Source organism: Kitasatospora sp. NPDC101157 (assembly GCF_044768255.1).
Lineage (GTDB): Bacteria > Actinomycetota > Actinomycetes > Streptomycetales > Streptomycetaceae > Kitasatospora.
In genome coordinates this window covers 134,059-154,966 of sequence record NZ_JBIWPL010000021.1, presented here as the reverse complement: position 1 = coordinate 154,966, position 20,908 = coordinate 134,059, and the positions used below count along the sequence as shown (strand labels likewise).

The 20,908-nt window shown below is 72.3% G+C and carries 22 protein-coding genes and 1 pseudogene; 8 read left to right on the top strand and 15 right to left on the bottom strand.

Annotation, left to right across the window (positions count from 1 at the left end):
• Positions 1-111 precede the first annotated feature (111 nt).
• Entirely contained in the window at positions 112-591 is a 480-nt protein-coding gene (locus tag ACIRVF_RS32085; RefSeq protein ID WP_402825621.1) for a universal stress protein, read from the top strand.
• A 100-nt stretch (positions 592-691) separates the two neighbouring features.
• Complete coding sequence (locus tag ACIRVF_RS32080; protein WP_402825618.1) at positions 692-913, top strand: hypothetical protein; 222 nt, start codon at positions 692-694, stop codon at positions 911-913.
• Between the two features lie 111 nt (positions 914-1,024).
• Here the strand turns inward: ACIRVF_RS32080 and ACIRVF_RS32075 are convergent, their stop codons facing one another.
• From ACIRVF_RS32075 to ACIRVF_RS32045, 7 genes and pseudogenes are all read right to left on the bottom strand, one after another.
• Positions 1,025-1,384: a zinc ribbon domain-containing protein YjdM gene (locus ACIRVF_RS32075; RefSeq protein WP_402825615.1), complete on the bottom strand. Its 360-nt coding sequence runs from the start codon at positions 1,382-1,384 to the stop codon at positions 1,025-1,027.
• Positions 1,385-1,443: 59 nt separating this feature from the next.
• Positions 1,444-1,575, bottom strand: coding sequence for a DUF6126 family protein (locus ACIRVF_RS32070; RefSeq protein ID WP_223241548.1), 132 nt, complete (start codon positions 1,573-1,575; stop codon positions 1,444-1,446).
• Positions 1,572-1,748: a hypothetical protein gene (locus ACIRVF_RS32065; protein ID WP_402825612.1), complete on the bottom strand. Its 177-nt coding sequence runs from the start codon at positions 1,746-1,748 to the stop codon at positions 1,572-1,574. The genes ACIRVF_RS32070 and ACIRVF_RS32065 overlap by 4 nt, the downstream gene beginning before the upstream one ends.
• Positions 1,749-1,756: 8 nt before the next feature.
• Positions 1,757-2,158 carry an ATP-binding protein gene (locus ACIRVF_RS32060; protein WP_402825609.1) on the bottom strand — a complete coding sequence of 134 codons (402 nt, stop codon included), beginning with the start codon at positions 2,156-2,158 and terminating at the stop codon, positions 1,757-1,759.
• A 106-nt stretch (positions 2,159-2,264) separates the two neighbouring features.
• A pseudogene (locus ACIRVF_RS32055) lies at positions 2,265-3,191 on the bottom strand (SulP family inorganic anion transporter); the annotation flags it as partial.
• Positions 3,192-3,624: 433 nt separating this feature from the next.
• Positions 3,625-3,984 carry an STAS domain-containing protein gene (locus ACIRVF_RS32050; RefSeq protein ID WP_402825606.1) on the bottom strand — a complete coding sequence of 120 codons (360 nt, stop codon included), beginning with the start codon at positions 3,982-3,984 and terminating at the stop codon, positions 3,625-3,627.
• 355 nt (positions 3,985-4,339) lie between these two features.
• Positions 4,340-5,482: a site-2 protease family protein gene (locus ACIRVF_RS32045; RefSeq protein ID WP_402825603.1), complete on the bottom strand. Its 1,143-nt coding sequence runs from the start codon at positions 5,480-5,482 to the stop codon at positions 4,340-4,342.
• Between the two features lie 493 nt (positions 5,483-5,975).
• Here ACIRVF_RS32045 and ACIRVF_RS32040 point away from each other — a divergent pair, with 493 nt between their 5' ends.
• Positions 5,976-7,658 (top strand): GAF domain-containing protein, encoded by a 1,683-nt coding sequence (locus tag ACIRVF_RS32040; protein ID WP_402825600.1) that lies wholly within the window; start codon positions 5,976-5,978, stop codon positions 7,656-7,658.
• Between the two features lie 29 nt (positions 7,659-7,687).
• Here the strand turns inward: ACIRVF_RS32040 and ACIRVF_RS32035 are convergent, their stop codons facing one another.
• The 6 genes from ACIRVF_RS32035 to ACIRVF_RS32010 form a co-directional block, all read right to left on the bottom strand.
• Positions 7,688-8,104, bottom strand: a complete 417-nt coding sequence (locus ACIRVF_RS32035) for a pyridoxamine 5'-phosphate oxidase family protein (RefSeq protein WP_402825597.1) — start codon at positions 8,102-8,104, stop codon at positions 7,688-7,690.
• A gap of 112 nt (positions 8,105-8,216) precedes the next feature.
• On the bottom strand, positions 8,217-8,915 hold the full coding sequence (locus ACIRVF_RS32030) for a response regulator transcription factor (RefSeq protein WP_188302048.1): 699 nt from the start codon (positions 8,913-8,915) through the stop codon (positions 8,217-8,219).
• A gap of 141 nt (positions 8,916-9,056) precedes the next feature.
• Entirely contained in the window at positions 9,057-9,656 is a 600-nt protein-coding gene (locus ACIRVF_RS32025; protein ID WP_402825594.1) for a hypothetical protein, read from the bottom strand.
• A gap of 71 nt (positions 9,657-9,727) precedes the next feature.
• Positions 9,728-10,072, bottom strand: a complete 345-nt coding sequence (locus tag ACIRVF_RS32020) for a hypothetical protein (protein ID WP_402825592.1) — start codon at positions 10,070-10,072, stop codon at positions 9,728-9,730.
• A 32-nt stretch (positions 10,073-10,104) separates the two neighbouring features.
• The gene (locus tag ACIRVF_RS32015; protein ID WP_402825589.1) at positions 10,105-10,740 is read right to left on the bottom strand and encodes a DUF3592 domain-containing protein; all 636 of its coding nucleotides are present in this window, start codon (positions 10,738-10,740) and stop codon (positions 10,105-10,107) included.
• Between the two features lie 58 nt (positions 10,741-10,798).
• Entirely contained in the window at positions 10,799-11,674 is an 876-nt protein-coding gene (locus ACIRVF_RS32010; protein ID WP_402825586.1) for a universal stress protein, read from the bottom strand.
• Between the two features lie 338 nt (positions 11,675-12,012).
• Between ACIRVF_RS32010 and ACIRVF_RS32005 the strand changes: the two genes are divergently transcribed.
• The 5 genes from ACIRVF_RS32005 to ACIRVF_RS31985 are packed head-to-tail and all read left to right on the top strand — an operon-like array spanning position 12,013 to position 17,605.
• Positions 12,013-13,527 carry an amino acid permease gene (locus ACIRVF_RS32005; protein ID WP_402825583.1) on the top strand — a complete coding sequence of 505 codons (1,515 nt, stop codon included), beginning with the start codon at positions 12,013-12,015 and terminating at the stop codon, positions 13,525-13,527.
• 19 nt (positions 13,528-13,546) lie between these two features.
• Entirely contained in the window at positions 13,547-14,770 is a 1,224-nt protein-coding gene (locus tag ACIRVF_RS32000; RefSeq protein WP_402825580.1) for an arginine deiminase, read from the top strand.
• A 35-nt stretch (positions 14,771-14,805) separates the two neighbouring features.
• The gene (gene argF / locus ACIRVF_RS31995) at positions 14,806-15,810 is read left to right on the top strand and encodes an ornithine carbamoyltransferase (protein ID WP_402825577.1); all 1,005 of its coding nucleotides are present in this window, start codon (positions 14,806-14,808) and stop codon (positions 15,808-15,810) included.
• Positions 15,811-15,812: 2 nt separating this feature from the next.
• Positions 15,813-16,808, top strand: a complete 996-nt coding sequence (locus ACIRVF_RS31990; protein ID WP_402825575.1) for a carbamate kinase — start codon at positions 15,813-15,815, stop codon at positions 16,806-16,808.
• 23 nt (positions 16,809-16,831) lie between these two features.
• On the top strand, positions 16,832-17,605 hold the full coding sequence (locus ACIRVF_RS31985) for an HPF/RaiA family ribosome-associated protein (protein ID WP_402825572.1): 774 nt from the start codon (positions 16,832-16,834) through the stop codon (positions 17,603-17,605).
• A 399-nt stretch (positions 17,606-18,004) separates the two neighbouring features.
• Here the strand turns inward: ACIRVF_RS31985 and ACIRVF_RS31980 are convergent, their stop codons facing one another.
• Together ACIRVF_RS31980 and ACIRVF_RS31975 are read right to left on the bottom strand one after the other, a co-directional pair.
• Entirely contained in the window at positions 18,005-18,880 is an 876-nt protein-coding gene (locus ACIRVF_RS31980; protein WP_402825569.1) for a universal stress protein, read from the bottom strand.
• Between the two features lie 61 nt (positions 18,881-18,941).
• On the bottom strand, positions 18,942-20,600 hold the full coding sequence (locus tag ACIRVF_RS31975) for an oleate hydratase (protein WP_402825566.1): 1,659 nt from the start codon (positions 20,598-20,600) through the stop codon (positions 18,942-18,944).
• Positions 20,601-20,908 lie beyond the last annotated feature (308 nt).

Sequence of the window (20,908 nt, the reverse complement as noted above, 5' to 3'; positions counted from 1 at the left end):
CAGGCCTGGAAAACCTGACGAGATCCCGGTCCCCATCCGCAAATCACTCCACCGGCCCTGACAGGCCGACTGGAATCACCTACTCACGAATTAGGGAACAACATGGACAGGATGACGGCACAGCGGCGGATCGTGGTGGGTGTCGACGGATCGGAGTCCTCCCATGCCGCTCTGCGGTGGGCGGCACGGCAGGCCGCCCTGGTCGGCGCCACGGTCGAGGCGGTGATCACCTGGGAGTACCCGACCGTCTACGGCTGGGGTGTGCCCGTGGCCGGCGTGGCCGACGTGGAGGTCGCCGCGTACGCCGGAAAGACGCTCGCCGAGGTTGTCGCACAGGCGACGGGCCCGCAGTGCCCGGTCGAGGTATGCGAGCGGGTGGAATGCGGCAACGCCGCCCAGGTCCTGTTGAAGGTCGCCGACGGTGCCGAACTCTTGGTCCTCGGTAACCGTGGTCACGGGGGCTTCGCCGGGGCGCTGCTCGGCTCGGTCAGCCAGCACTGCGTCCAGCACGCCTCCTGCCCGGTCGTCGTCGTCCGGGGCACCGGGCACGAGCACGCCGAGCATGCGAACGGGCCGGCCGCCGGCCGGTGACCCGCACCCGCGGCCGACAGGAGCTCCAGCCGATGTGCCAGTCCCTCGCGCCGTCCGGCCCCGCGGACACGGCGGCCGAGCGGCAGGACGAGGCCGTCGGATGCCCGCTCGCCAGGCCGCCGCTCGGGATGCCGACCACGTGCTCGCCGCATGGGCAGTACCCGCGCCGGGAGCCGTGGACGAGGGTTGTGCCAGGCAGGACTTCTTCGCGACCGAGGAGGCCTTCGACGAGCTGACCGACGCGCTGAGGCTGGCTCGCGAGAATGGGGTCGCGGCCCCGAAGGACGGCGTCGCGAGCCTGGAGGACAGGGGCGCGAGCTGAGCGGCGGCCGAGGGCAAGGACTTGGGACGGGTGTCGTGCCGCGGCCGGCTCACCGTGGTGGCGAGCCGGCGGTTTGCTTCCGGTTCCCGTCAAAGGTCGGCCAAGGCCGGGTCAGGCCTTCTTGACCACGCTGGACTTGAGTTGCATGGCGCCGAAGCCCTCGATGCGGCAGTCGATGTTGTGGCCGTCGACGCCGTCGACCAGGCGGATGTTGCGGACCTTGGTGCCCGCCTTGATGCCGGAGACGCTGCCCTTGACCTTGAGGGCCTTGATGACGGTCACGGTGTCGCCGTCGTTCAGCACGTTGCCGACCGCGTCCTTGACGACCCGCTCGCCGACGCCGGCCGACGCGACGGAGTCGCCCTCGGCGGGCACCCATTCGTGGCCGCACTCCGGGCAGACCATGAGGGCGTTCATCTCATAGGTGTACTCGCTGGAGCACTGCGGGCACGGGGGGAGGTTGTCGCTCATGTGTTCAGGATATCCAGTCGTGGTGGGGCGTTTTCCGTGGTCAGCGGGCACGGAAGGGCTCAGTGGCGGTTGCCGAGGGCGAAGAGCAGGATGACGAAGCCGGCGAACAGGTGGGTGCCGAGGATGTAGACCGAGGCGCGGATGAGCATGGCCTTGCGGCGGCTCTTCTCGTCGCTGGTGCTGTCGCTCATCGGGGCTCCTGGGCGGGTGCGGAGTGGCCGTCTTCTCGGGGCTGGGGGCGGATGTGGAGGCGTCGGCCGGTGGTGGCGGCTTCGGCGAGCAGCGTCTTGAGGGTCGTGAGGTCGACGGTCTGCGCGGCGGCGGGAGTGCCGTGGTCGTCGTAGGAGGTGACGGTGAAGCGCAAGAGTGGTGTTATTCCGGGGTCGTGGTGGGTGGGGTGAGCGGGAGGTGGACGAGGACGGTCTTGCCGCCGTCGGGGTCGGGCTGGACGGTCAGTTCTCCACCCAGGTGGCGGGCCAGGTCGGCGATGGCGGCGAGACCGCCCGTGGCGCCCTGGTGCGGCGGCAGGTCGAACAGACCCGGATGGCTGTCGCGGACGGCGACTTCGACGTGAGTGTTGGTGACGGCCAACAGCAGTTCGAAGAATGGGGAGCGCGACCGGGCGTGCCGGACGGTGTTGGTGACCAGTTCGGTGACGGCGAGGACGGCGGCGTCGTGGACGGTGGTCCTCGGCCGAACGCCCCAGCCGGTGAGGACGGTCACCGTGATGCGGCGGCTCACTTTGGCGGCGAGCCAGGTGCTGGCCAGGCTCATCCGGTACTTCCGATACCGACCGGATGGGGCTGCCAGGGCCGGGACGCGGTCATCACGACGGCCCCGGTCACGCCATCGGCGGATCACCATGGTGCTTCGGCTCGGGTCAACGGGCTGCTCCTGCGGCGAGGGGGAGATCGGCGGACTCGGTCTGACCGTGCAGGTGGTTGCGGGCGTAGGCGATGGCGTCGGGGGTGGTGGCGAACACGTGGCCGTCCGCGCGGAGCCGGTCGAGTGTGCCGAGGGCGTCGAGCGGGCGGTGGTGTTCGGCATGGATGCCGGAGACGAGCACCAGCGTGCCGCGGCGCTGGAGCTTGGTGATGGCGTCGCCGAGGACGGTGGCGCCGCTGGCGTCGATCGCGCTGACCCGGGACATCCGCAGGATCGCGACCTTGACCTCGGCGGATTCGGTGAGTTCCAGCAGGAAGCGGTGGGCCGCGGCGAAGAGCAGCGGGCCGTCGATGCGGTAGGCGACGATGTGTTCGGCGAGCAGCGCCTGTTCCTCGTCGTGGTGGTCGGCCGGGGGAAGGTCGGCGTACAGCGGGACCTGCTCGACGCGTGCCGCCTTGGCGACGGCGGCGAGCGCCAGGACGCCGGAGACGAGCAGGCCGACGACGACGGCGGTGACCAAGTCGAAGGCGAGGGTGGCGGCGGCGGTGAGGGCCAGGACCGCGGCCTCGCCGCGCCCGGTGCGGGCCAGCGCGCGCAGTGAGCCGACCTCGACCATGCGGACCGCGGTGGCGATCAGTACGCCGGCCAGGGCGGCGAGCGGGATCCCGGCGACCAGGGGCGCGGCGGCGAAGATGATCACCGCGAGGACGGCGGCGTGGACGAGGGCGGCGAGCCGGGAGGCGGCGCCGGAGCGGACGTTGACGGCGGTGCGGGCGATCGCGCCGGTGGCGGCGACGCCGCCGAACAGCGGGGCGGCCAGGTTGGCCAGGCCCTGGCCGAACAGTTCGCGGTCGCTGTCGTGGCGCTCCGAGACGCTCATCGCGTCGGCGGCGGTCGCCGACATCAGCGACTCCAGCGCGGCCGGTACCTGCGCGCCCAACGTTGCTCCTACCGGCGCCGCCGCGACACACTCGTGGCGGCCGTCAGGCCCGCCCCCGCTTTCGGCCGTTCTCAGCCGATGTCCCGGCGGCGCAGCCCGGCGAGACCGGTGCCGATCAGACTGGCGGCCACGAGAGTGAGGCGCAGCCGACGCGCTGCTCGGACGCTCCGCCCGGGAGCAGGGGCGGATGCCGGAACGGGGGTCGAATCCATTCGGGACGGGACGAGGCGGGCGCGTCGAGGGCCCGAGACCTCCCGAGGCCTTCACGAGGTCGGACACATCGATCGTCGCTGTCAGGTGCGCGAGTGCTCGGTCCGAAGTCGTCGTCATCGCGTCGAGGAGGCGGGGGAGCCGCCCGGACGGGCCTTCAGCGGTTGCGTACGGCGACTACCGGGAGGTCGTTCCGTGGGCGGGGTCAGGTCCGGGCCGGCTGTGTGAACTCGCATGGCAGGGACCGGTGCAGGCCGAGCAGCCGCAGCACCTTCGCGGGCTGTCGGGTGACACCGCGCAGGAACAGCCTGGTGCCCTTGGTCAGGCGCCGGTTCACCTGTAGGAAGGCGCTGGCCCCCGCGCTGTCGCAGAAGCTGACGCCGGACAGGTCCAGCACCAGCTCCCGGTCGCCGTCACCCGCCAGTCCCAGCAGTTCCGGGACGAGCTCGGACGCGGTGAGCATGTCCAGTTCGCCGCGCAGTCGCACCACCGTGGTGCGGGCCTGCGGATCGCGGGTGACCGATCGGACCACGCTGTGCCCGACCGTTTCTGCTGTCGCGTCCACCACAACCTCCTGGAGTCCCCGTCGTCTCGCGGCCCTCGCGCCCGGTCCTTCGAGCGGCGCGCGGTCCCGTGTCGTACCGGAGTCAATCAACTGCCGGGTGGAGAGGGGCAGAACCGATGGGCCCCGGTCTTGGGGCCAGTGGTCCCAGGGGACGTGGTCGGTTCGGGTAGTGCCCGTTCGCACAGCCTGGGGTGACCGGACCGGAGCCAGCCGTCCAGGCGGCGGTTGCCGGGGCGGCGCGCAGTTCGGCGCCGGTGCCGGTGCCGGCGCGGCGAGCGAGGCGGAGGTGCTCGTGCACGGAGCCTCCGCGCTCACCCGGACTGCGGGGACCCGGCTGCCTCGGTTCGTGGCCGTGTCACTGCTGGACGGGGCTCGACTGCGGGAGGTCGAGCCGGCGGAGCTGGAGGAGCCGGGTGACGTCGTGTGCGGTGACGACACCGGTCGGCCCGCCGGAGTCGAGGACGATGATCCGGCCTGCCGTTGCGACGGCGGATCGCTGGATCACGGCGGCCAGCGGTTCGTCCGGTTCCGCGGTGGTGCACAGGGCGAGCGGGGTCATGACGTCCCGTACCCGCAGGTCGTTCCGGCGCTCGGGCGGAACCGCGGCGAGCTGCCGTCGGGTGATCAGGCCGCTGGCCAGGCCGTCGAAGTCCACCAGGACCAGTGCGCAGTGGTGGCGGTTCGCGGCGATCTCGGTGCGGAAGCGTTCCACGGTGAGCCAGTCCGGGCCGGTCTCCACCGGGCTGGACATGGCGTCGGCCACGCGTACGCCCCGGAGCGTGCTTTCGAGGACCGAGCGGCGTCGTTCGGCTGCGGCGCTCGCGGCGAGGAAGAGCCCGACGGCCATGAGCCAGAGGCCGTCGCTCGCTCCGTCCAGGAGCAACGCGGTGCCGAGGGCGGCCAGCAGCAGGCCCACGGCCTGGCTGGCCCGGTCGGTCGTCTGTTCGGCCCCGTCCCGGTCGGCGCCGCGCCACCACAGTGCGGCCTGCAGGGTCTGCCCGCCGTCCATGGGGGCCGCGGGAAGCAGGTTGACGACACCGAGCACGAGACTGGCGCCTCCGAGCCAGGCGAGCAGCGCCGTGACCAGCGTCCAGTGCGCGTCCGGCCGGAGGAGGACGCCGGTGCCGAGGGCGAGGACTCCGACGGCCAGACTGGTGGCCGGACCGGCGGCCGCGATGACCAGCGCCGCCTTTGGTGACGCGGGCCGGTCGCAGCGGGTCGTCCCGCCCAGGGCCCAGACGGTGATGTCCGTTACCTTCAGGTGAGCGCGCCGGGCCGCGAGCGCGTGGGCGGCCTCGTGCAGCAGCAGGCAGGCCAGCAGTGCCACGGCCGCGCCCGCACCCGCGGTGGTGTAGCCGGCGGCCGAGTGGCCCGGGGACCAGCCGGGCAGCGCCTGCCGTACCAGGCCGTGGGCCAGCACGGCGGCCAGCAGGGGAGCACTCCAGTGCACGCGCAGCGGTGCACCCGCGAGGTGGCCGACGGGCAGGGATCCGGTCACCGGGGAGCCTCCACCGAAAAGACCGAGACGGTGATGCCCGCCGCCCCGGCGGCCGGTCCGCGCCATCGTGGACCCCGCCGGGACCGCGTTTCCGTACTTGCCCTGCCCCGCTCGTGGCGGGGCCTCGTCGGCCGTTCGGTATCCCTCATCTCAGCCCCTGCCTCTGCTACGCCGTCGTCGGTGTCACCAAGGAACACGACGGCCGCACCTCGGGGGAGAGACCGTAGGTCCCGATTCCGGCGGACCAACGGGCACATCTGCCAACAGCGCACGGGACCTTCCGGCGAGGACCCGTTTCAGCGGGGCTTCTGCCCACGGGCCAGGTGCGGTTGCGGTCCGGTGGCCGGCCGTGTGTGCCGACCTGGCGGTCCCGCCAGGTCGGAGGCGGTTCCTGCCTCGGCCGGCGGCGGTGGGCTTCTGCGACAATCGACCGGCCGGTAACAAAGACGGACGGAGGGAGGCCTGCGTGGGCGGGGACGGAGTGCGGTCGCGGATGCCGCAGCTGCGACTGGATGAGCTGTTGGAGGAACTCCAGGCGCGGATCGACGCGGCCCGGGGTACCCGGGACCGGGTGCACAGCCTCCTGGAGGCCGTGCTGTCGGTGGGCCGGGAGCTGGACCTCACCCAGGTGCTGCGGCGGATCGTGGAGGCGGCCGCCGTGCTGGTGGACGCGCGGTACGCGGCGCTGGGGGTGATCGGCCCGGACGGCGAGACGCTGTCGGAGTTCCTGACCGTGGGGCTGTCGGAGGAGGAGATCGCGAAGATCGGCCCGTACCCGACGGGTCGGGGCATCCTCGGCGAGCTGATCCGCAATCCCGAGGCGCTGCGGCTGACGGACCTGTCGGACCATCCGGCCTCGCACGGCTGCCCGGTGCACCACCCGGTGATGCGGACCTTCCTGGGCGTGCCGGTGCGGGTGCGCGAGGAGGTGTTCGGCAACCTCTATCTGACCGACAAGCGGGGCGGTGAGGAGTTCGACGCCGACGACGAGTCGGTGCTCTCGACCCTGGCGGTCGCTGCGGGGGTGGCGATCGACAACGCCCGCCTGTACGAGGAGGCACAGCGGCAGCAGCGCTGGCTGAGCGCGAGCGCGGAGATCACCCGGGGCCTGCTGTCGGGCAGTTCCCGCGCGGACGTGATGGAACTGATCGCGCGGCGGGCGCGGGAGATCACGGGCGCCGCGCTGGCGGACGTGTCGATCCCCGTCCCCGGTACCGACACGGTCCGGGTGGAGCTGGCCCTCGGGGGTGACGCGGCTGCCAGGCAGGGCCTGGTGGTGCCGCTGGACGGGACCCTGTCGGGGGAGGCGTGTGCGCAGGGCTCGCCGGCGACCACGGTCGACCTTTCCGGTGATCCGCGGCTGTCCGCCGGCCCTCGGAGGTTCGAGGGGCTCGGCCCGGCAGTGGCGGTCCCGCTGGGGCCGGCCGAGGGGCCGGTCGAGGGCGTGCTGCTGCTGGCGAGGGAGGTCGGTGAGCCGGCGTTCACCGAGCGGGAGACCGGTCCGTTGCTGGGCTTCGCCGACCAGGCGGCACTGGCCCTGGAGGTGGCGGAGCGGCGGCGCGACGCCGAGCAGCTGGCGATGCTGGAGGACCGGGACCGGATCGCCCGGGACCTGCACGACCTGGCCATCCAGCGGCTCTTCGCGACGGGGATGACGTTGCAGAGCGCGGCCCGGTTCATCGAGCACCCGGGTGCGTCGGACCGGGTGCTGCGTGCGGTCGCCGACCTGGACGAGACCATCAAGATCATCCGGTCGACGATCTTCGGGCTCCGAGCGCGCGAGGAGCAGGCCGGGCAGGGATTGCGGGCCAGGGCCGTGCGGGCCGTCGAACAGGCGCAGGCTGTCCTGGGCTTCCCACCCAGGCTGAGCATGGAGGGCTTGCTCGACACCGATGTTCCCGCGGAGGTCGCGGAACACGTCGTGGCCGTGCTGGGGGAGGCGCTGAGCAACGCGGCCCGGCATGCGAAGGCGAACCGGGTTGAGGTGGTGCTGCACGCCAGCGGGCAGCGGGTCGTGCTGACGGTGCAGGACAACGGTGTCGGCGTCCCCGAGCAGGGGCGGCGCAGCGGCCTGCGCAATCTCGCCGAGCGGGCGGAGGGCCTCGGCGGCGCGTTCGAGGTGATCGTCCCAGCTGAGGGCGGGACCCGGCTGACCTGGTCGGCTCCGCTGGTGTGAGAGTCGGATGCCGATGTTCGCGGGGCTCGTCACGCCTCGTAGACCGGTGAGCCGGGCAGGGAACGCCCGGTCACCAGTTCCGGGCGGATCCGGATGGTCACACTACCGGCTGTTCTCGCGGGGGCGGGCACGACGGCCGGAATGGTGCGGCCCTCCTCGATGTCGGAGGTGACGTCCGCCCGCCCGAGGACGGTGACGCTCCAGCCGCTGCCGTCGGCTTCGTCGAGTTCGCTCGCCTCGAAGGCGACGATCGCGTCGGCGACGGCTCGGGTGATCTCGGAGTCGGTGTGAGCGTGGAGCAGGACGCTGCCGTCCGCCGCGATCCGGTAACGGACCGGCATGACGGCCGGCAGCGCACCAACGGTGTAGACCAATCGGCCGACGGCTGTCCCGCTGAGAAGCCTCAGACAATGCAGCTCGTCCAGTGGTGTGAATTCGGCGGTCATGACATCCATGCTCGGTGGGGGCATGTCCTTCCGCGAGGGGCTGATGGTCCCCCGGGAGGCCTCCGGGTGGTCCCCGTACACCGGGTGCTTTCGGCCCGGGCACGAGTGCCGCTCAGACGGTCCTGCGGGCCGCCAGGTGGCCCTGGCCCGTCAGTACCTGGGTGGCGATGATCGCGGCCTGGACGCGGCGCTCCACACCGAGCTTGGCGAGCAGGCGGGAGATGTGGTTCTTGACGGTCTTCTCGGCGAGGTAGAGCCGCTGGCCGATCTGCCGGTTGGTCAGGCCCTCGCCGACCAGGGCGAGGATCTCGCGTTCGCGCTCGGTGAGCTGCGGGGCATCGGACGGCTGCTGGGTCGCGGCCTCGCCGCGCAGCCGGGCCATCAGCCGGGTGGCGGCGCCGGAGTCGAGCATGGACTGTCCGGAGGCGACCGTGCGGACCGCGGAGACGAGGTCGGTGCCGCTGATCTGCTTGAGGACGTACCCGGCGGCACCGGCCATGATCGAGTCGAGCAGGGCCTCCTCGTCGTCGAAGGAGGTGAGGATCAGGCAGGCCAGCTCCGGCATCCGCGAGCGCAGTTCGCGGCAGACCGTCACGCCGTCGCCGTCGGGCAGTCGCATGTCCAGGACCGCGACGTCCGGGCGCAGCGCCGGAACGCGGGTGAGCGCCTGCGCCACCGTGGAGGCCTCGCCGACCACCGTGAAGCCGGGCTCCGCGTCCAGCAGGTCGTGCACACCCCGCCGGACCACCTCGTGGTCGTCGAGGAGGAACACCTTCACCGGGTCGCCCGCGCCTGCCGCGTTGTCCGCCATCACCACTCCGCGCTCAATGTCTGCCCCCAGCGGCAGGTCATACAGATCTCATCGCAGTCTGCCGGACGCCGGGCGGGGCCGATAGGGCCGGAGGGCCCTAATCGTGAGGGGTGTCCGGACGCCGTGTGTGCGGGTCGGCCGTCAGGCCACCGCGGCGGCGGGCTCCGGTACCGGCTGATCCGTCGGGGGTACGGGCATGCGGCGCGGGGTGGGAAAGCCCACAGGGCCGTACCCGGCACGCAGCAGCATCTGGGGTGCGCCGCGCTGCGGCAGGGCCCGGGCCATCCGGCTGCGCAGGTCGGGCCACTCCAGGGCCTGGTGGAGCATCGACGCGCGCAGCCCGTGGAGGGTGAGGATCAGCAGGGCGTGCTGCAGGGCCTGACCCGCGCGCAGCCAGTCGGCGGGGTGGTCGCTCCGGGTGGCGAGCATGAGGAGGTGCGGGTCGGGTTCGTACTTGGCCTTCGGCCGGCCTGCCGTGCGTTGCGGTGTGAAGTTCCGCATCGGCAACAGGCCGTCAGAGTCCAGGGTGCCCAGGGCGCGGGGCGGCACACCGGTGTCGTCGCCGGGCCCGGCGATCCAGTTCAGGCCCTCGGCCAGGCGCTCCGGGGCCAGGCCGTTGCGCTGTTCCGCCTCCGCTGTGAGTTCGAGCAGGCGGATCCGGGAGGTGTGTTCCGGCAGCCACAGCGTTGCACCGTCCTGGTGTGCGGCCTCGGTGGCCTCGGCGAGGTCGGCGGAGGGCACGGGCTCGGGGGTGAACGGGAAGCGGCTGCTGCGGCGCTGCCGGACGGCTCGGTACAGGTCCGGCCTACGGGTCAGCGAGGCCCGGGGCCGACCGGCGAGACGGACGACGGCCAGCAGGTCGGGGACGCCGGGTCGGGCAGCAGCCGGACCACCGGTTCCCGACCCAGATGCACCGCGGCGACCCGGGGGTTGAACAGGGCGGCGCCAATCGAGAGGTGCAGTGCCCGGCCCTGGGGGTCGGTGCGCGGCAGCCTCCGCAACGGGTGTGAGAACACCTCGATGGTGTCCGCCTGCGCGTCGGTGCGGAACAGCCAGGGTTGCGTGTTGTGGATGGACGGGGCGGCGCACGCAGCGGCGATGAGAATCCTGTGGACGGGATCGTTGACATCGCGGCTGCTGGCGGACTGTGCGGACATCGGGGTCTTCTCCTTCCGAGTGGCCGGTGCGGTCAGCCCGCCCGGTTGTCGCGTGAGGCGCGGCCGCTCCACACGGGCTCCAGCAGGGCCCAGGAGTGCTGCCATGCCTGGTCGGCCCGGCGGTCCAGGACGTCCAGACGGATGCCGAGACCGGTGACGACGAGGACGCCGAGGCCTCCGAGGAGGAACAGCCCGAGGCAGGCCGCCTTGGCGGCGATGGCGGCCGATCCGAGCGGGGACGCCACGGAACGGCCGGCGTCGTCGACCCATATGCCGATGGTCGAACCGGGGGCCGTACCGCCCGGCACCGGGACGCTGCCCGTGGTGCGCTGCCCGGTGGGGTAGACCCAGACGGCGTCGGCCTCGTACCGCCGCCTGCCGGCGCCGGTGTCGGCCTCCCGCTGCGCCGGAGTCAGCACGACCGCCTGGACCTGGTGCAGGCGGGCGGCCGTCACCGAGGCCTGGTGCCGGACAACGGCGAAGTCGGCCGCCGCCGCGCCCGCGCTGCCGAGCACGGCAAGTCCGATGCCGAGCACGGCTAGGACCAGGGCCCGGCTGCGTGAGCGGTCGATCGTGCGACCCAACGGATTCCGGCCCTTCCCGAGAGCCTGCCGCAGGTGGTGGCGGAAGGGCGGCACCGGGCCGGCTTGCTCGGGCGCGGTGTTCATTTCCGGTCCTCCTTCATGGACGGTCTGGCAGATGGTGGCAACCGGCACGGGCCGGTCTTCAGGGGTGGGGGACGACCGCCACCGGGGCGGTGGAGTGGTGGAGTACGGCGTGTGCGACAGGTCCGAGCAGCATGCCGATGTGGTGACGGCGCTCGCGTCGACCGATGACGACCAACTCGGCACCGGCGGAGGCGTCCAGGACGGCCTTCGCCCCGCTGCCGAGCCGGACGTCCTCGACGACGGCCACGCCCGGATAGTTTGCCAACTGACGGGTGAGGTGCTGTGACAGCAGAGCCGCCTTCGTGCCCTCCTGGCCAGGGATGTCCACCGGAGGCGGCATCATGCCTCCGAAGGCCCAGGCCGGGGCCGGGTCCCAGCCGTGGACGGCGCGCAGCCCGGCGCCGCGGCGCTCCGCCTCTGCGAAGGCGAATTCTAGGACCGCTTCGCTAGGTTCACCGGAGTCGATGCCGACCACGACGTCGCCGACGGCGGCGGTGCTCGCGCGAGGGAGGGGCCCTGCCCCGCGGACGAGGACCGTCGGGACCGTCGCGCGGGCGGCGACCGCGAGGGAGACCGATCCGACGAGCAGGCCGGCGAATCCCCCGAGACCCCGGGAGCCGAGCACCAGCATCTCCTGTCCCCGTGCTTCGGCGACCAGTCCGTCGACCGGGTCGTCGGGCCTGACGGCGGTCTCTACCGACAGTTCCGGGTGGGCGAGGCGGATTCGGTCGGCGACGCGGGCGAGGGCGTCGAGCGCGGCGGGCCTGAAGTCGCCGGGCTCGGCCCGGTCCGCGTTCTCGCCGTTCAGCCAGGGCCAGACGTGCAGGAGGCGCAGGGCCGCTCCGAGCCGCTGGGCCTCCGCCGCCGCCCACAGGGCGGCGGTCTCGCTCTGCGGTGAGCCGTCGAGGCCGGCCAGGACGTGTCGCGTCGTCACGGACGCTCCTTTGGAGTCGGGCTGAGGGCCGGGCTCGACCGTGGCCCGGCGAGCACCAATCTCCCGCGGGGCCTCGCGGGACCCCAGGGCCGGACGGAACCCGTCGGTGGGCCGGTGGTCCCGAGGGGGCGGATCCGGCAATGCGTCACGCGCCGTGCGCCGGTGGGCGGTCCGGTGCTGTCGGGACCATCGGACAGGGAAGACAGGGACCGCCGGTGCGGGAAGCGGGACCGTTGGCCCATGGGGTCGGCCGCTCGCGGATTCGAGGATCTTCTCAGCGGGCCACGGCGGAGACCGGGCCCGTCAGCGCGGTCAAGCACCTGGCAAAGGAGCCCCTGATGTCCGTACACGACAGCGGAAGACCACCGGCGAGCACGCCGGAGGACGGCCCACAAGGGCGGAACACATTCTTCGGGCTGCCCGCGGCGACGGCGCTGGTGGTCGGCAGCATCATCGGTACCGGCGTGTTCGCGCTGCCGTCGGCGCTCGCGCCGTACGGGCCGATCGCGCTGGTGGCGTTCGTGCTGGTGACCGTCGGGGCGCTGGCGCTGGCGGTGACCTTCGGGCGGCTGTCGGAGCGGGTGCCCGGCAGTGGCGGGCCGTACGTCTACGCCCGAGAGGCGTTCGGCGAGTTCGCCGGGTTCCTGACCGCCTGGTCGTACTGGATCACGGCCTGGGCCGGGAACGCGGCCATCGTGGTGGCCTGGGTCGGCTACGTCGAGGTGTTCGTCAACAAGGGCCACCACACCGGGGCTTCGGTCGCGATAGCCCTGGTGGGCCTGTGGCTGCCGGCGATCGTGAACCTGGCCGGTGTGCGCAGCATCGGGGCGTTCCAGGTGGTCACCACGGTGCTGAAGTTCCTGCCGCTGGCGTTCATGGCGACGGCCGGCCTGTTGTTCGTGAAGTCCGGCAACTTCGGGGCCTTCAACGCGAGTGGCGGTTCGGCGCTGGGCGCCGTGTCGGCGGCCGGGGCGATCGCGCTGTTCAGCTACATCGGCCTCGAGACCGCCTCGGTGGCGGCCGGGCGGGTGCGGGACCCGAAGCGGAACGTGCCCCGGGCGACCGTCTACGGCACCCTGGCCTGCGCGGCGATCTACCTGCTCGGCACCCTGGCCGTGTTCGGCACCGTCCCACACGCGCAACTCGGTTCCTCCACGGCGCCGTTCACGGACGCGATGAACAACATCGCGGGCGGCACCTGGGCCGGGAACCTGGTCGCCGTCGCGGCGATCATCTCCGGGCTCGGGGCACTGAACGGCTGGACCATGATCTGCGCGGAGATGCCGATGGCCGCCGCCCGCGACGGGCTGTTCCCGTCCGCGTTCGCCGGCACTCGGGGCCGTGGTGCGGTGCCGGCCTTCGGCATCGTCTCGGCGACGGTCCTCGCGTCGGTGCTCACCGTGATCAGCTACACGCGGTTCACGCAGGTGTTCACCGAGATCGTGCTGCTGAGCGTGCTGACCGCTGTCATCCCGTATCTGGTCTCGGCGGCCGCGCAGCTGTACTGGCTGGTGCTGCACGGTCGGGAGGAGCTGGACCGGCGCCGCTTTGCGCGGGACGTCACCGTCACCGCCCTGGCGCTGGCGTTCTCCTACTGGTCGATCCAGGGCAGCGGCTACCAGACCGTCTACTACGGCCTGTTCACGGTCCTGCTCGGCATCCCGGTCTACATCTGGCTGAAGCGACCGCACGCCCGGCCCGAGGCGGGGGCCCTCACCGGCGCCGCCGCCCCGCTCACCGCCACCGAGCCGGCCCGCCACGACGAGCCGCCGCTGAAGGCGGCCCGCACCGTACGGCCCGTCGGCCTGCCGACCATTCTCCGGCGCGCACTGACCCCGCGCCACCTGCACTGAACTCCGAGGAGCACCACCGATGTCCACCCTGCGTGTCGATTCCGAAGCGGGCCGCCTGCGTCAGGTGATCCTGCACCGTCCGGGCCTGGAGCTGTCCCGGCTGACCCCGCGCAACGTCGACGACTTGCTCTTCGACGACATCCTGTGGGCCAAGCGCGCCCGCGAGGAGCACGACGCCTTCGCCCAGGTACTGCGCGACCACGGCGTGCGCGTGCACCACTACGCCGACCTGCTCGCCGAGACCCTCGACCTGCCGCCGGCCCGGTCCTGGCTGCTGGGGCAGGTGGTCACCCCGGCCGTTGTCGGCCCTGCCCTGGTCGAGCCAGTGCGCGAGCTGTGCGCGCAGCTCGACGGCACCACCCTCGCCGAATACCTGATCGGCGGCGTGCTCAAGCACGACCTGCCGCTGCGCAGCCCCCGCAGCCTGCACTGGAACACCCTCGGCGAGCAGGACTTCGCCCTCCCGCCGCTGCCCAATCACCTCTTCCCGCGGGACAACTCCTGCTGGATCGGCGGCCGTTACAGCCTGAACCCGATGGCGAAGCCGGCCCGCAGGCGGGAGACCCTGCACACCGCCGCGATCTACCGTTTCCACCCGCTGTTCGCCGAGACCGCGCCCCCGCTGCTCGACGGAACCACCACGCCGCCTGGGCTGAGCCTGGAGGGCGGGGACGTCCACGTCGTCGCCCCGGGCGTCGTCATGGTCGGGATGGGCGAGCGCACCACGGCGCAGGCCGTCGAAACCCTCGCCCAGCAGCTGTTCCTGACCGGCACCGCGCACCGGCTGATCGCCGTCCGCCTGCCGGAGAGCCGGGCGTTCATGCACCTGGACACCGTCCTGACGATGATCGACCGGGACACCTTCACCGTCTATCCGGGCCTGGCCGACGACATGCGCTCCTGGACCCTCACCCCCGCCCCCGAGCTCCCGACCGGCTTCGACGTGCGGACCGACACCGACCTCGCCGCCTCGCTCGCCGAGGCCCTCGACCTGGACAAGGTCCGGTTCCTGTCCGCCGAACAGGACGAGCGGGCCGCCGAGCGCGAACAGTGGGACGACGGCAGCAACTTCCTCGCCCTCGCCCCCGGCGTCGTCGTCGGCTACGAACGCAACACCGCCACCAACACCTACCTGCGCAAGCAGGGCGTCGAGATCGTCACCATCGCCGGCTCCGAGCTCGGCCGCGGCCGGGGCGGCCCGCGCTGCATGAGCTGCCCGATCCAGCGCGACCCCGCCAACTGACCGCCGAGCCCACTGACCGCCTAGGAGCAACCGCCATGACCGTCGACCTCACCGGCCGCCACTACCTGCGCGAACTCGACTTCACCGCCGCCGAGATCCACCACCTGCTCGACCTCGCCGCCGAGCTGAAGGCGGCCCGGCGGACGGGCACCGAGACGCCCCGGCTGACCGGCCGCCGGATCGCCCTGATCTTCGAGAAGAGCTCCACCCGGACCCGCTGCGCCTTCGAGGTCGCCGCCGCCGACCAGGGCGCCATGACCACCTACCTGGGCCCGGACGGCTCGCACATCGGCCACAAGGAGAGCATCGCCGACACCGCCCGCGTCCTCGGCCGGATGTACGACGCCATCGAGTACCGCGGCTTCGACCAGGACGCCGTCACCGAACTCGCGGCCCGTGCCGGTGTCCCGGTGTACAACGGCCTCACCGACCAGTGCCACCCCACCCAGAGCCTGTGCGACGTGTTCACGATGCGCGAGCACAGCGCAAAGCCGCTGGGGGAGATCTCCTTCTGCTACCTCGGCGACGCCCGCAACAACACCGCCAACTCCCTGATGGTCATGGCCAGTCTGCTCGGCATGGACGTTCGCATCGCGGCCCCGCGCGACCTGTGGCCCGATCCGGAGCTCGTCTCGGAGTGCCTCCGGCTCGGCCGGGACAGCGGCGCCCGGTTCACGCTCACCGACGAGGTCGAGGAGGCCGTGCGCGGAGCGGACTACCTCTACACCGACGTATGGGTGTCGATGGGCGAGGACCACGCCCGATGGTCCGAGCGCATCGCCCGGCTGCTGCCGTACCAGGTCAACGCGAAGACGATGGCGGCGACCGGCAAGGCGGACACTGCGTTCCTGCACTGCCTGCCCGCCCTGCACGACCGTCGCACCGACCTTGGCGCCGAACTCGCCGCAGAACACGGGCTCGACGGCCTCGAAGTCACCGACGAGGTCTTCGAGTCGCCGGCCTCGCTGGTCTTCGACCAGGCCGAGAACCGCATGCACACCATCAAGGCGATCCTCGTCGCCACCCTCGGGAGGAAGTGACCATGCGCATCGTCGCCGCACTCGGCGGGAACGCCCTGCTCCAGCGGGGCGAGCACCCCGACGCCGCCGTCCAGCAGCACCACGTCCACGACGCGGCCCGCTCGCTCGCCGAACTCGTCGCCGCCGGGCACGAGTTGGTGATCACCCACGGCAACGGGCCGCAGATCGGCCTGCTCGCGCAGGAGAGCGAGGCCGACCCGGCGCTCACCGCGCCGTACCCGCTGGACGTCCTCGGCGCCCAGACCCAGGGCATGATCGGCACCCTGCTCGCCCGCGAGCTCATGGGCCGACTGCCGGGCCGCGCCGTCACCGCACTGGTGACCCACACCGAGGTCGACCCCCACGATCCCGCCTTCCAGCGGCCGGGCAAGTTCATCGGCGGGCAACTCACCGATCACCAGGCCAGGATGATGGAGGTCGAGCGGGGCTGGACGATCGCGCGGGACGGTGAGCACCTGCGCCGGGTCGTTCCCTCACCCCGTCCCACGGCGATCGTCGAACTCCCGGCCATCCGGGCGCTCCTGGCCACGGGCTCGGTGGTGATCGCCGCCGGGGGCGGCGGTGTCCCGGTGAAGCGGAACCCGGACACCGGCCTCGTCCACGGTGTCGAGGCGGTCGTTGACAAGGACCTGGCCGCGGCGCTGCTCGCCGAACAGCTCGACGCCGACGCGCTGCTGATCCTCACCGACGTCACCCATGTCTTCACCCGCTTCGGCTCCACTCGTCCCGGCCCGCTGGTCAGCGTCACACCCGACCGGCTGCGCGAACTGGACCTGCCGGAAGGGTCGATGCGGCCCAAGGCCGAGGCCGCCGCCGCCTTCGCGGAGCGGACCGGCCATCTCGCGGCCATCGGCCCCCTCGACAACGCCCTCGGCACGATCCTCGGCACCACCGGCACCACCGTCCGCGCACTGCCGGGCGCCGCAGGGGAGGGACCCAAGGCGTTGCCGGCGGGACCTTCGACCCTCGGCCCGGCCGATCAGCGCGCGGCAGTCTGACAACCACCCGGAAGGAAACTGCGATGACCCGTCTGCAGGCCCGACCCGCCACCGAGGTCCTGGTGGCGACCCGCGGCGAAGTCTCCCTGGCCGCACCCGACTACGCCCGGACCAAGCTGCTCGCGGTGCTCGAACGCCTCGACGAGCCGGTCCTCGCGGTCCGGGTGAAGCTCACCCAGGAGCCCAACCACGCCGTGGCCAAGCCGTCGACCGCCCAGGCCACGCTCGACCTCAACGGCCGGCCCGTCCGGGCCCACGTCGCCGCCACCACCATGCAGGAAGCTGTCGACCTGCTCCAGGACCGGCTGAACGCCAGGATCGCTCGGGTCCGGACCCACCAGCGGCACCACCGCCACCACACCGAGCCGCCCGCGGCCAGCGGGCGCGAGCACAGGCCGCAGCGCCGGGTGCTGGATGCCGAGGAGCGCCGCATCGTGCGGCACAAGAGCTACAGCCTCGCGCGCCAGACCATCTGGGCGGCGGTGTTCGAACTGGAAGCGATGGACTACGACTTCCACCTGTACACCGACGCGGCGACGGGCTGCGACAGCGTCGTCCACCACGACGGGGCGACCGGGACGTACCGGATCGTCTCGGCCGGGCCCGCACCCGAAGCCGAGCCGGGCATCGCGGTGAGCACCACGGCCGTGCCCGAACTGACCGTCGCCGACGCCGTCTCGCGCCTCGACCTGAGCGGCCTGCCGTTCGTCTTCTTCACGAACGGCGAGACCGGTCGTGGCAACATCCTGTACCACCGCTACGACGGCCACTACGGCCTCATCACACCCGCGCAATAGCCAGCGCGAGCCGGGGGCCAGCCGGGACCGGTAATGCGAGCGGGGGAGCGGTTGGGGCCGTCCTCCGGCCGCCCTGGAGCGGCCCTGGACATCCGCGCGCATGACCCGCCACCGAAGCCACGGTGGCGGGCCGTGGCGTTGGGCGCTGCTCTGGACGCGAGGCTGTTCCACACGCACTGCTGAGTGCGGATCCACGCTGCCGCGTCGGGGGTGATCCTTGTCTGCCGGTCGTTCACTTCTGCCGATGCCCGCCGAACCCACGCACTTCGCGGAGCACTGACCGGCGCGGGCGCAGGTCGAGCGCAGGCCGGAAGCCGGATGCCGCGTCCACCTGGGGTGGACGCGGCATCGGAGCGTCATCGCTTTGCGCCCGGTACCCCGGAGGGCACCTGCGCCGTTTCAGTCGTGCGGGATGACGGCGACCGGCGCCTGTGCGTGGTGGATCACCGCGTGGGCGACCGGTCCGAGGCGCAGGCCGAGGTGGTGGCGGCGCCGGTGGCGGCCGACCACGACGAGTGCGGCGTTGCCGGATGCGTCCACCACCGCGCCGGCGCCGCCGGCGATCCGGCTGTCCTCGACCACCGCGACGTCCGGGTACTTGTCCCGCCGCACGCTGAGTGCCTGGCTGAGCAACTCGTCCTCGATGGTGCGGAACTGCTCGGTCTCGATCCGCGGTGCCACCCAGCCCGCGTAGCCCCAGACCGCCGGAGGAGTCCAGCCGTGAACGGCACGCAGCACGGTGCCGCGGGCCGCGGCTTCCCGGAACGCGAAGTCGATGACCTCGTCCGCCGGGGCACGGGTGTCGATGCCGACGACCACCTCGGCGGCGTCGCGGGCGTCGGCCTGCTGCGTCTGGGCGGCGGCCCGGACCAGGACGACGGGCACGTCGCATCGTGCCGCGGCGTTCAGACCGACCGATCCCACTAGCAGACCCTCGAAGCCGCCCAGGCCCAGCGAACCGACGGCGAGCAGTTCGGATTCGGCCGCGGCAGCGAGCAGGGACGCGGTCGGCTCGTGGCCGGGCAGAAGGCCGGTGTGCACCTCCAGCCCCGGGTGGGCCGAGCGCACCTGCCGCGCGGCGTCGGCGAGCATGCGCTCGGTCAGGGCGCGCACCTGCGCCGGTTGGCCGGGATCGGCGTGGACGTCGTCCTCCCAGGTCCAGGCGTGGACGAGTCGCAGGGCGTGGCCGCGGCGCACCGCTTCGTCGGCCGCCCACTGCGCTGCCGCGGTGCTCTCGGCCGAACCGTCGATACCGGCCAGAACGAACTTCCTCATGGCAGTGCCCTACTTTCCGCTGCTCGGGACCGCCTCGGGCGCACCCGCCTGAGGCTCGGGATCAGCCTGGCCGAGGGCGATTGTGCATCCCAGGGCCGGCCGGGTCCGCAGGCGGGGCCCAAGGTCCCGAATGGCCGAAGGCGGTCTTCAGCGCCCGGAACGCCGTCTTCGGATCGGAGAGGGCGTGGTGGACGGGCGGAATCGGCTTGTCGAGGCCGAGCAGTTGGTACACGGCGTGCATGGCGCCGCGCACCGAGTACTCGACGGTGAAGACGACGTCCTCGGGGATCTCGACGTACTGGCCGAGGAAGGCGAAGTTCCGGGCACCGTGCGGGATCACCCGGGGCCGGTCGTGGACCGAGCGGCGGGCGAACTGGCTGGTGATGTAGGGCATCATCACGGTGGTGACGGTGGTGGTGGCGCGGACCTCGTCGGCGATGTCGTCGAAGCCGAGCTGGCCGAGGAGTTCGGTGAGGATCTCCCGTCCGGTGGACTCGGCCATCGTCGTGCCGGTGTGCTCGCCGGGTGTGTCGATGAACAGGCCGTAGCCCCAGAGGGTGAAGACGTCCTCGGGCTGGCCCTCGAAGTGCGGCGGGCGGGGAACGACGATCGACATCAGCCAGGGCGAGTCCTTGAAGGTCATCAGCGCGCCGGTGCCCGGGGCGTTGCCGCTGAACTCCTCGATGCGATCGAGCAGTGCGGGGCTTCGCATGGTCAACGTGAAGGATTCCCAGGCGGCTTCGCCGATGTTGCCGTTGAAGACCGCCGGCTGGCCGAAGTCCGGCGCCTTGCGGGAGAGGGTCTCCCACAGTGTCCAGTTGCCGTCCCGCTTGTCCCGGACCAGCTCCGGTGCGGTGTCGTCGTCGCCGTAGGCGGCGTCGGCGGTCATCGAGCCGAGCGTGATGAACGCCAGGTCGAGGTCGGCGAGTTCGACGGTCTCCCGCTGGCCGTCGCGGAGCAGGTGGAGGCGCTTCGCGCGGCGGATGCCGTCCTGCTCGGTGAAGTCGACGTCGGTGACGGTGACGCCGTGCTCGAAGCGCACACCGTGCTCCTGCAGCCACCGGGTGAGCGGCCGGACGATGGAGTCGTACTGGTTGAGGCGGGTGCGGCGCACGCCCGCCAGGGTGTGGATGCGCGGGAACTCCTGGAGGAAGCGCAGGAAGTAGCGCTTGAGCTCGATCGCGCTGTGCCAGTTCTGGAAGGCGAAGGTGGTGCGCCACATCGCCCAGAAGTTCGTGGCGAAGAAGTGCTCGGAGAAGAACTGGTCGATCCGGCGGTCGCCGATCACCGACTCCGGCAGGACGAGCAGCCGGGCGAGCTCGACCCGGTCCTGGGCGTCGAGACCCAGGCGCGCGGCGTCGAGGACGCGGTGGTCCCGGTCGATCAGCCGGGCCCTGGCAAGGGTGGGGCAGTCCCGGTTGAACCGGATGATCTCGTCCCGCACCGAGACGTTCTCGTCGTCGAGGGTGGGGATCGTCCCCAGGAGGTTCCACAGGCAGGTGTACGCCTCGTCCTCCAGCATCCGCCCGCCCCGGGTGACGTACGCCCGTTCCGGGGACCCGCGCCCGTCGAGCGAGCCGCCGGCCAGCGGCAGCTGCTCCAGGACGTGGATGTTCTCGCCGGGGAACTCGCCGTCGCGGATCAGGAAGGCCGCGGCGGCCAGTGCCGCTATGCCGCCGCCGACCAGGTAGGCCTTCGTCCCACGCCCGCTGTCGATCATGATCTGTCCCACTCGTCCACGCGTCCGCGCCGTGCGGCGCGCCTGCACGGGGTGTGCAGGTGCCGCCAGCCTCTGGCACGCGACGCACCTGCACGCAGGGCCAGCGGTCCCCACTTCGGGGCCGTACGTCCCGGGGCGGAGCGCGGTGCGGGGCCGTCCGGATGAAGTCGTGGACAGCAGGGACCACCGGCCCCCAGCATCCCGTGGAACGGGGCCTGTTCGGCCCTGCGCGGACCTCGGCCGAGGGGTAAGGATGAAGGTCGGCCGACCGTCGGCGGTCGGTGAAGCCGACAGACTCCGAGGAGTGC

Coding starts and splice junctions, on each gene's coding strand:
- ACIRVF_RS31990 (WP_402825575.1), top strand. CDS start 15,813: ATGCGCATCGTCGCCGCACTCGGCGGGAACGCCCTGCTCCAGCGGGGC.
- ACIRVF_RS31985 (WP_402825572.1), top strand. CDS start 16,832: ATGACCCGTCTGCAGGCCCGACCCGCCACCGAGGTCCTGGTGGCGACC.
- ACIRVF_RS32030 (WP_188302048.1), bottom strand. CDS start 8,915: ATGGCGGACAACGCGGCAGGCGCGGGCGACCCGGTGAAGGTGTTCCTC.
- ACIRVF_RS32075 (WP_402825615.1), bottom strand. CDS start 1,384: ATGAGCGACAACCTCCCCCCGTGCCCGCAGTGCTCCAGCGAGTACACC.
- ACIRVF_RS31980 (WP_402825569.1), bottom strand. CDS start 18,880: ATGAGGAAGTTCGTTCTGGCCGGTATCGACGGTTCGGCCGAGAGCACC.
- argF (WP_402825577.1), top strand. CDS start 14,806: ATGACCGTCGACCTCACCGGCCGCCACTACCTGCGCGAACTCGACTTC.
- ACIRVF_RS32080 (WP_402825618.1), top strand. CDS start 692: ATGCCCGCTCGCCAGGCCGCCGCTCGGGATGCCGACCACGTGCTCGCC.
- ACIRVF_RS32005 (WP_402825583.1), top strand. CDS start 12,013: ATGTCCGTACACGACAGCGGAAGACCACCGGCGAGCACGCCGGAGGAC.
- ACIRVF_RS32060 (WP_402825609.1), bottom strand. CDS start 2,158: ATGAGCCTGGCCAGCACCTGGCTCGCCGCCAAAGTGAGCCGCCGCATC.
- ACIRVF_RS32035 (WP_402825597.1), bottom strand. CDS start 8,104: ATGACCGCCGAATTCACACCACTGGACGAGCTGCATTGTCTGAGGCTT.
- ACIRVF_RS32070 (WP_223241548.1), bottom strand. CDS start 1,575: ATGAGCGACAGCACCAGCGACGAGAAGAGCCGCCGCAAGGCCATGCTC.
- ACIRVF_RS32040 (WP_402825600.1), top strand. CDS start 5,976: ATGCCGCAGCTGCGACTGGATGAGCTGTTGGAGGAACTCCAGGCGCGG.
- ACIRVF_RS32000 (WP_402825580.1), top strand. CDS start 13,547: ATGTCCACCCTGCGTGTCGATTCCGAAGCGGGCCGCCTGCGTCAGGTG.
- ACIRVF_RS32015 (WP_402825589.1), bottom strand. CDS start 10,740: ATGAACACCGCGCCCGAGCAAGCCGGCCCGGTGCCGCCCTTCCGCCAC.
- ACIRVF_RS32085 (WP_402825621.1), top strand. CDS start 112: ATGACGGCACAGCGGCGGATCGTGGTGGGTGTCGACGGATCGGAGTCC.
- ACIRVF_RS32020 (WP_402825592.1), bottom strand. CDS start 10,072: ATGTCCGCACAGTCCGCCAGCAGCCGCGATGTCAACGATCCCGTCCAC.
- ACIRVF_RS31975 (WP_402825566.1), bottom strand. CDS start 20,600: ATGATCGACAGCGGGCGTGGGACGAAGGCCTACCTGGTCGGCGGCGGC.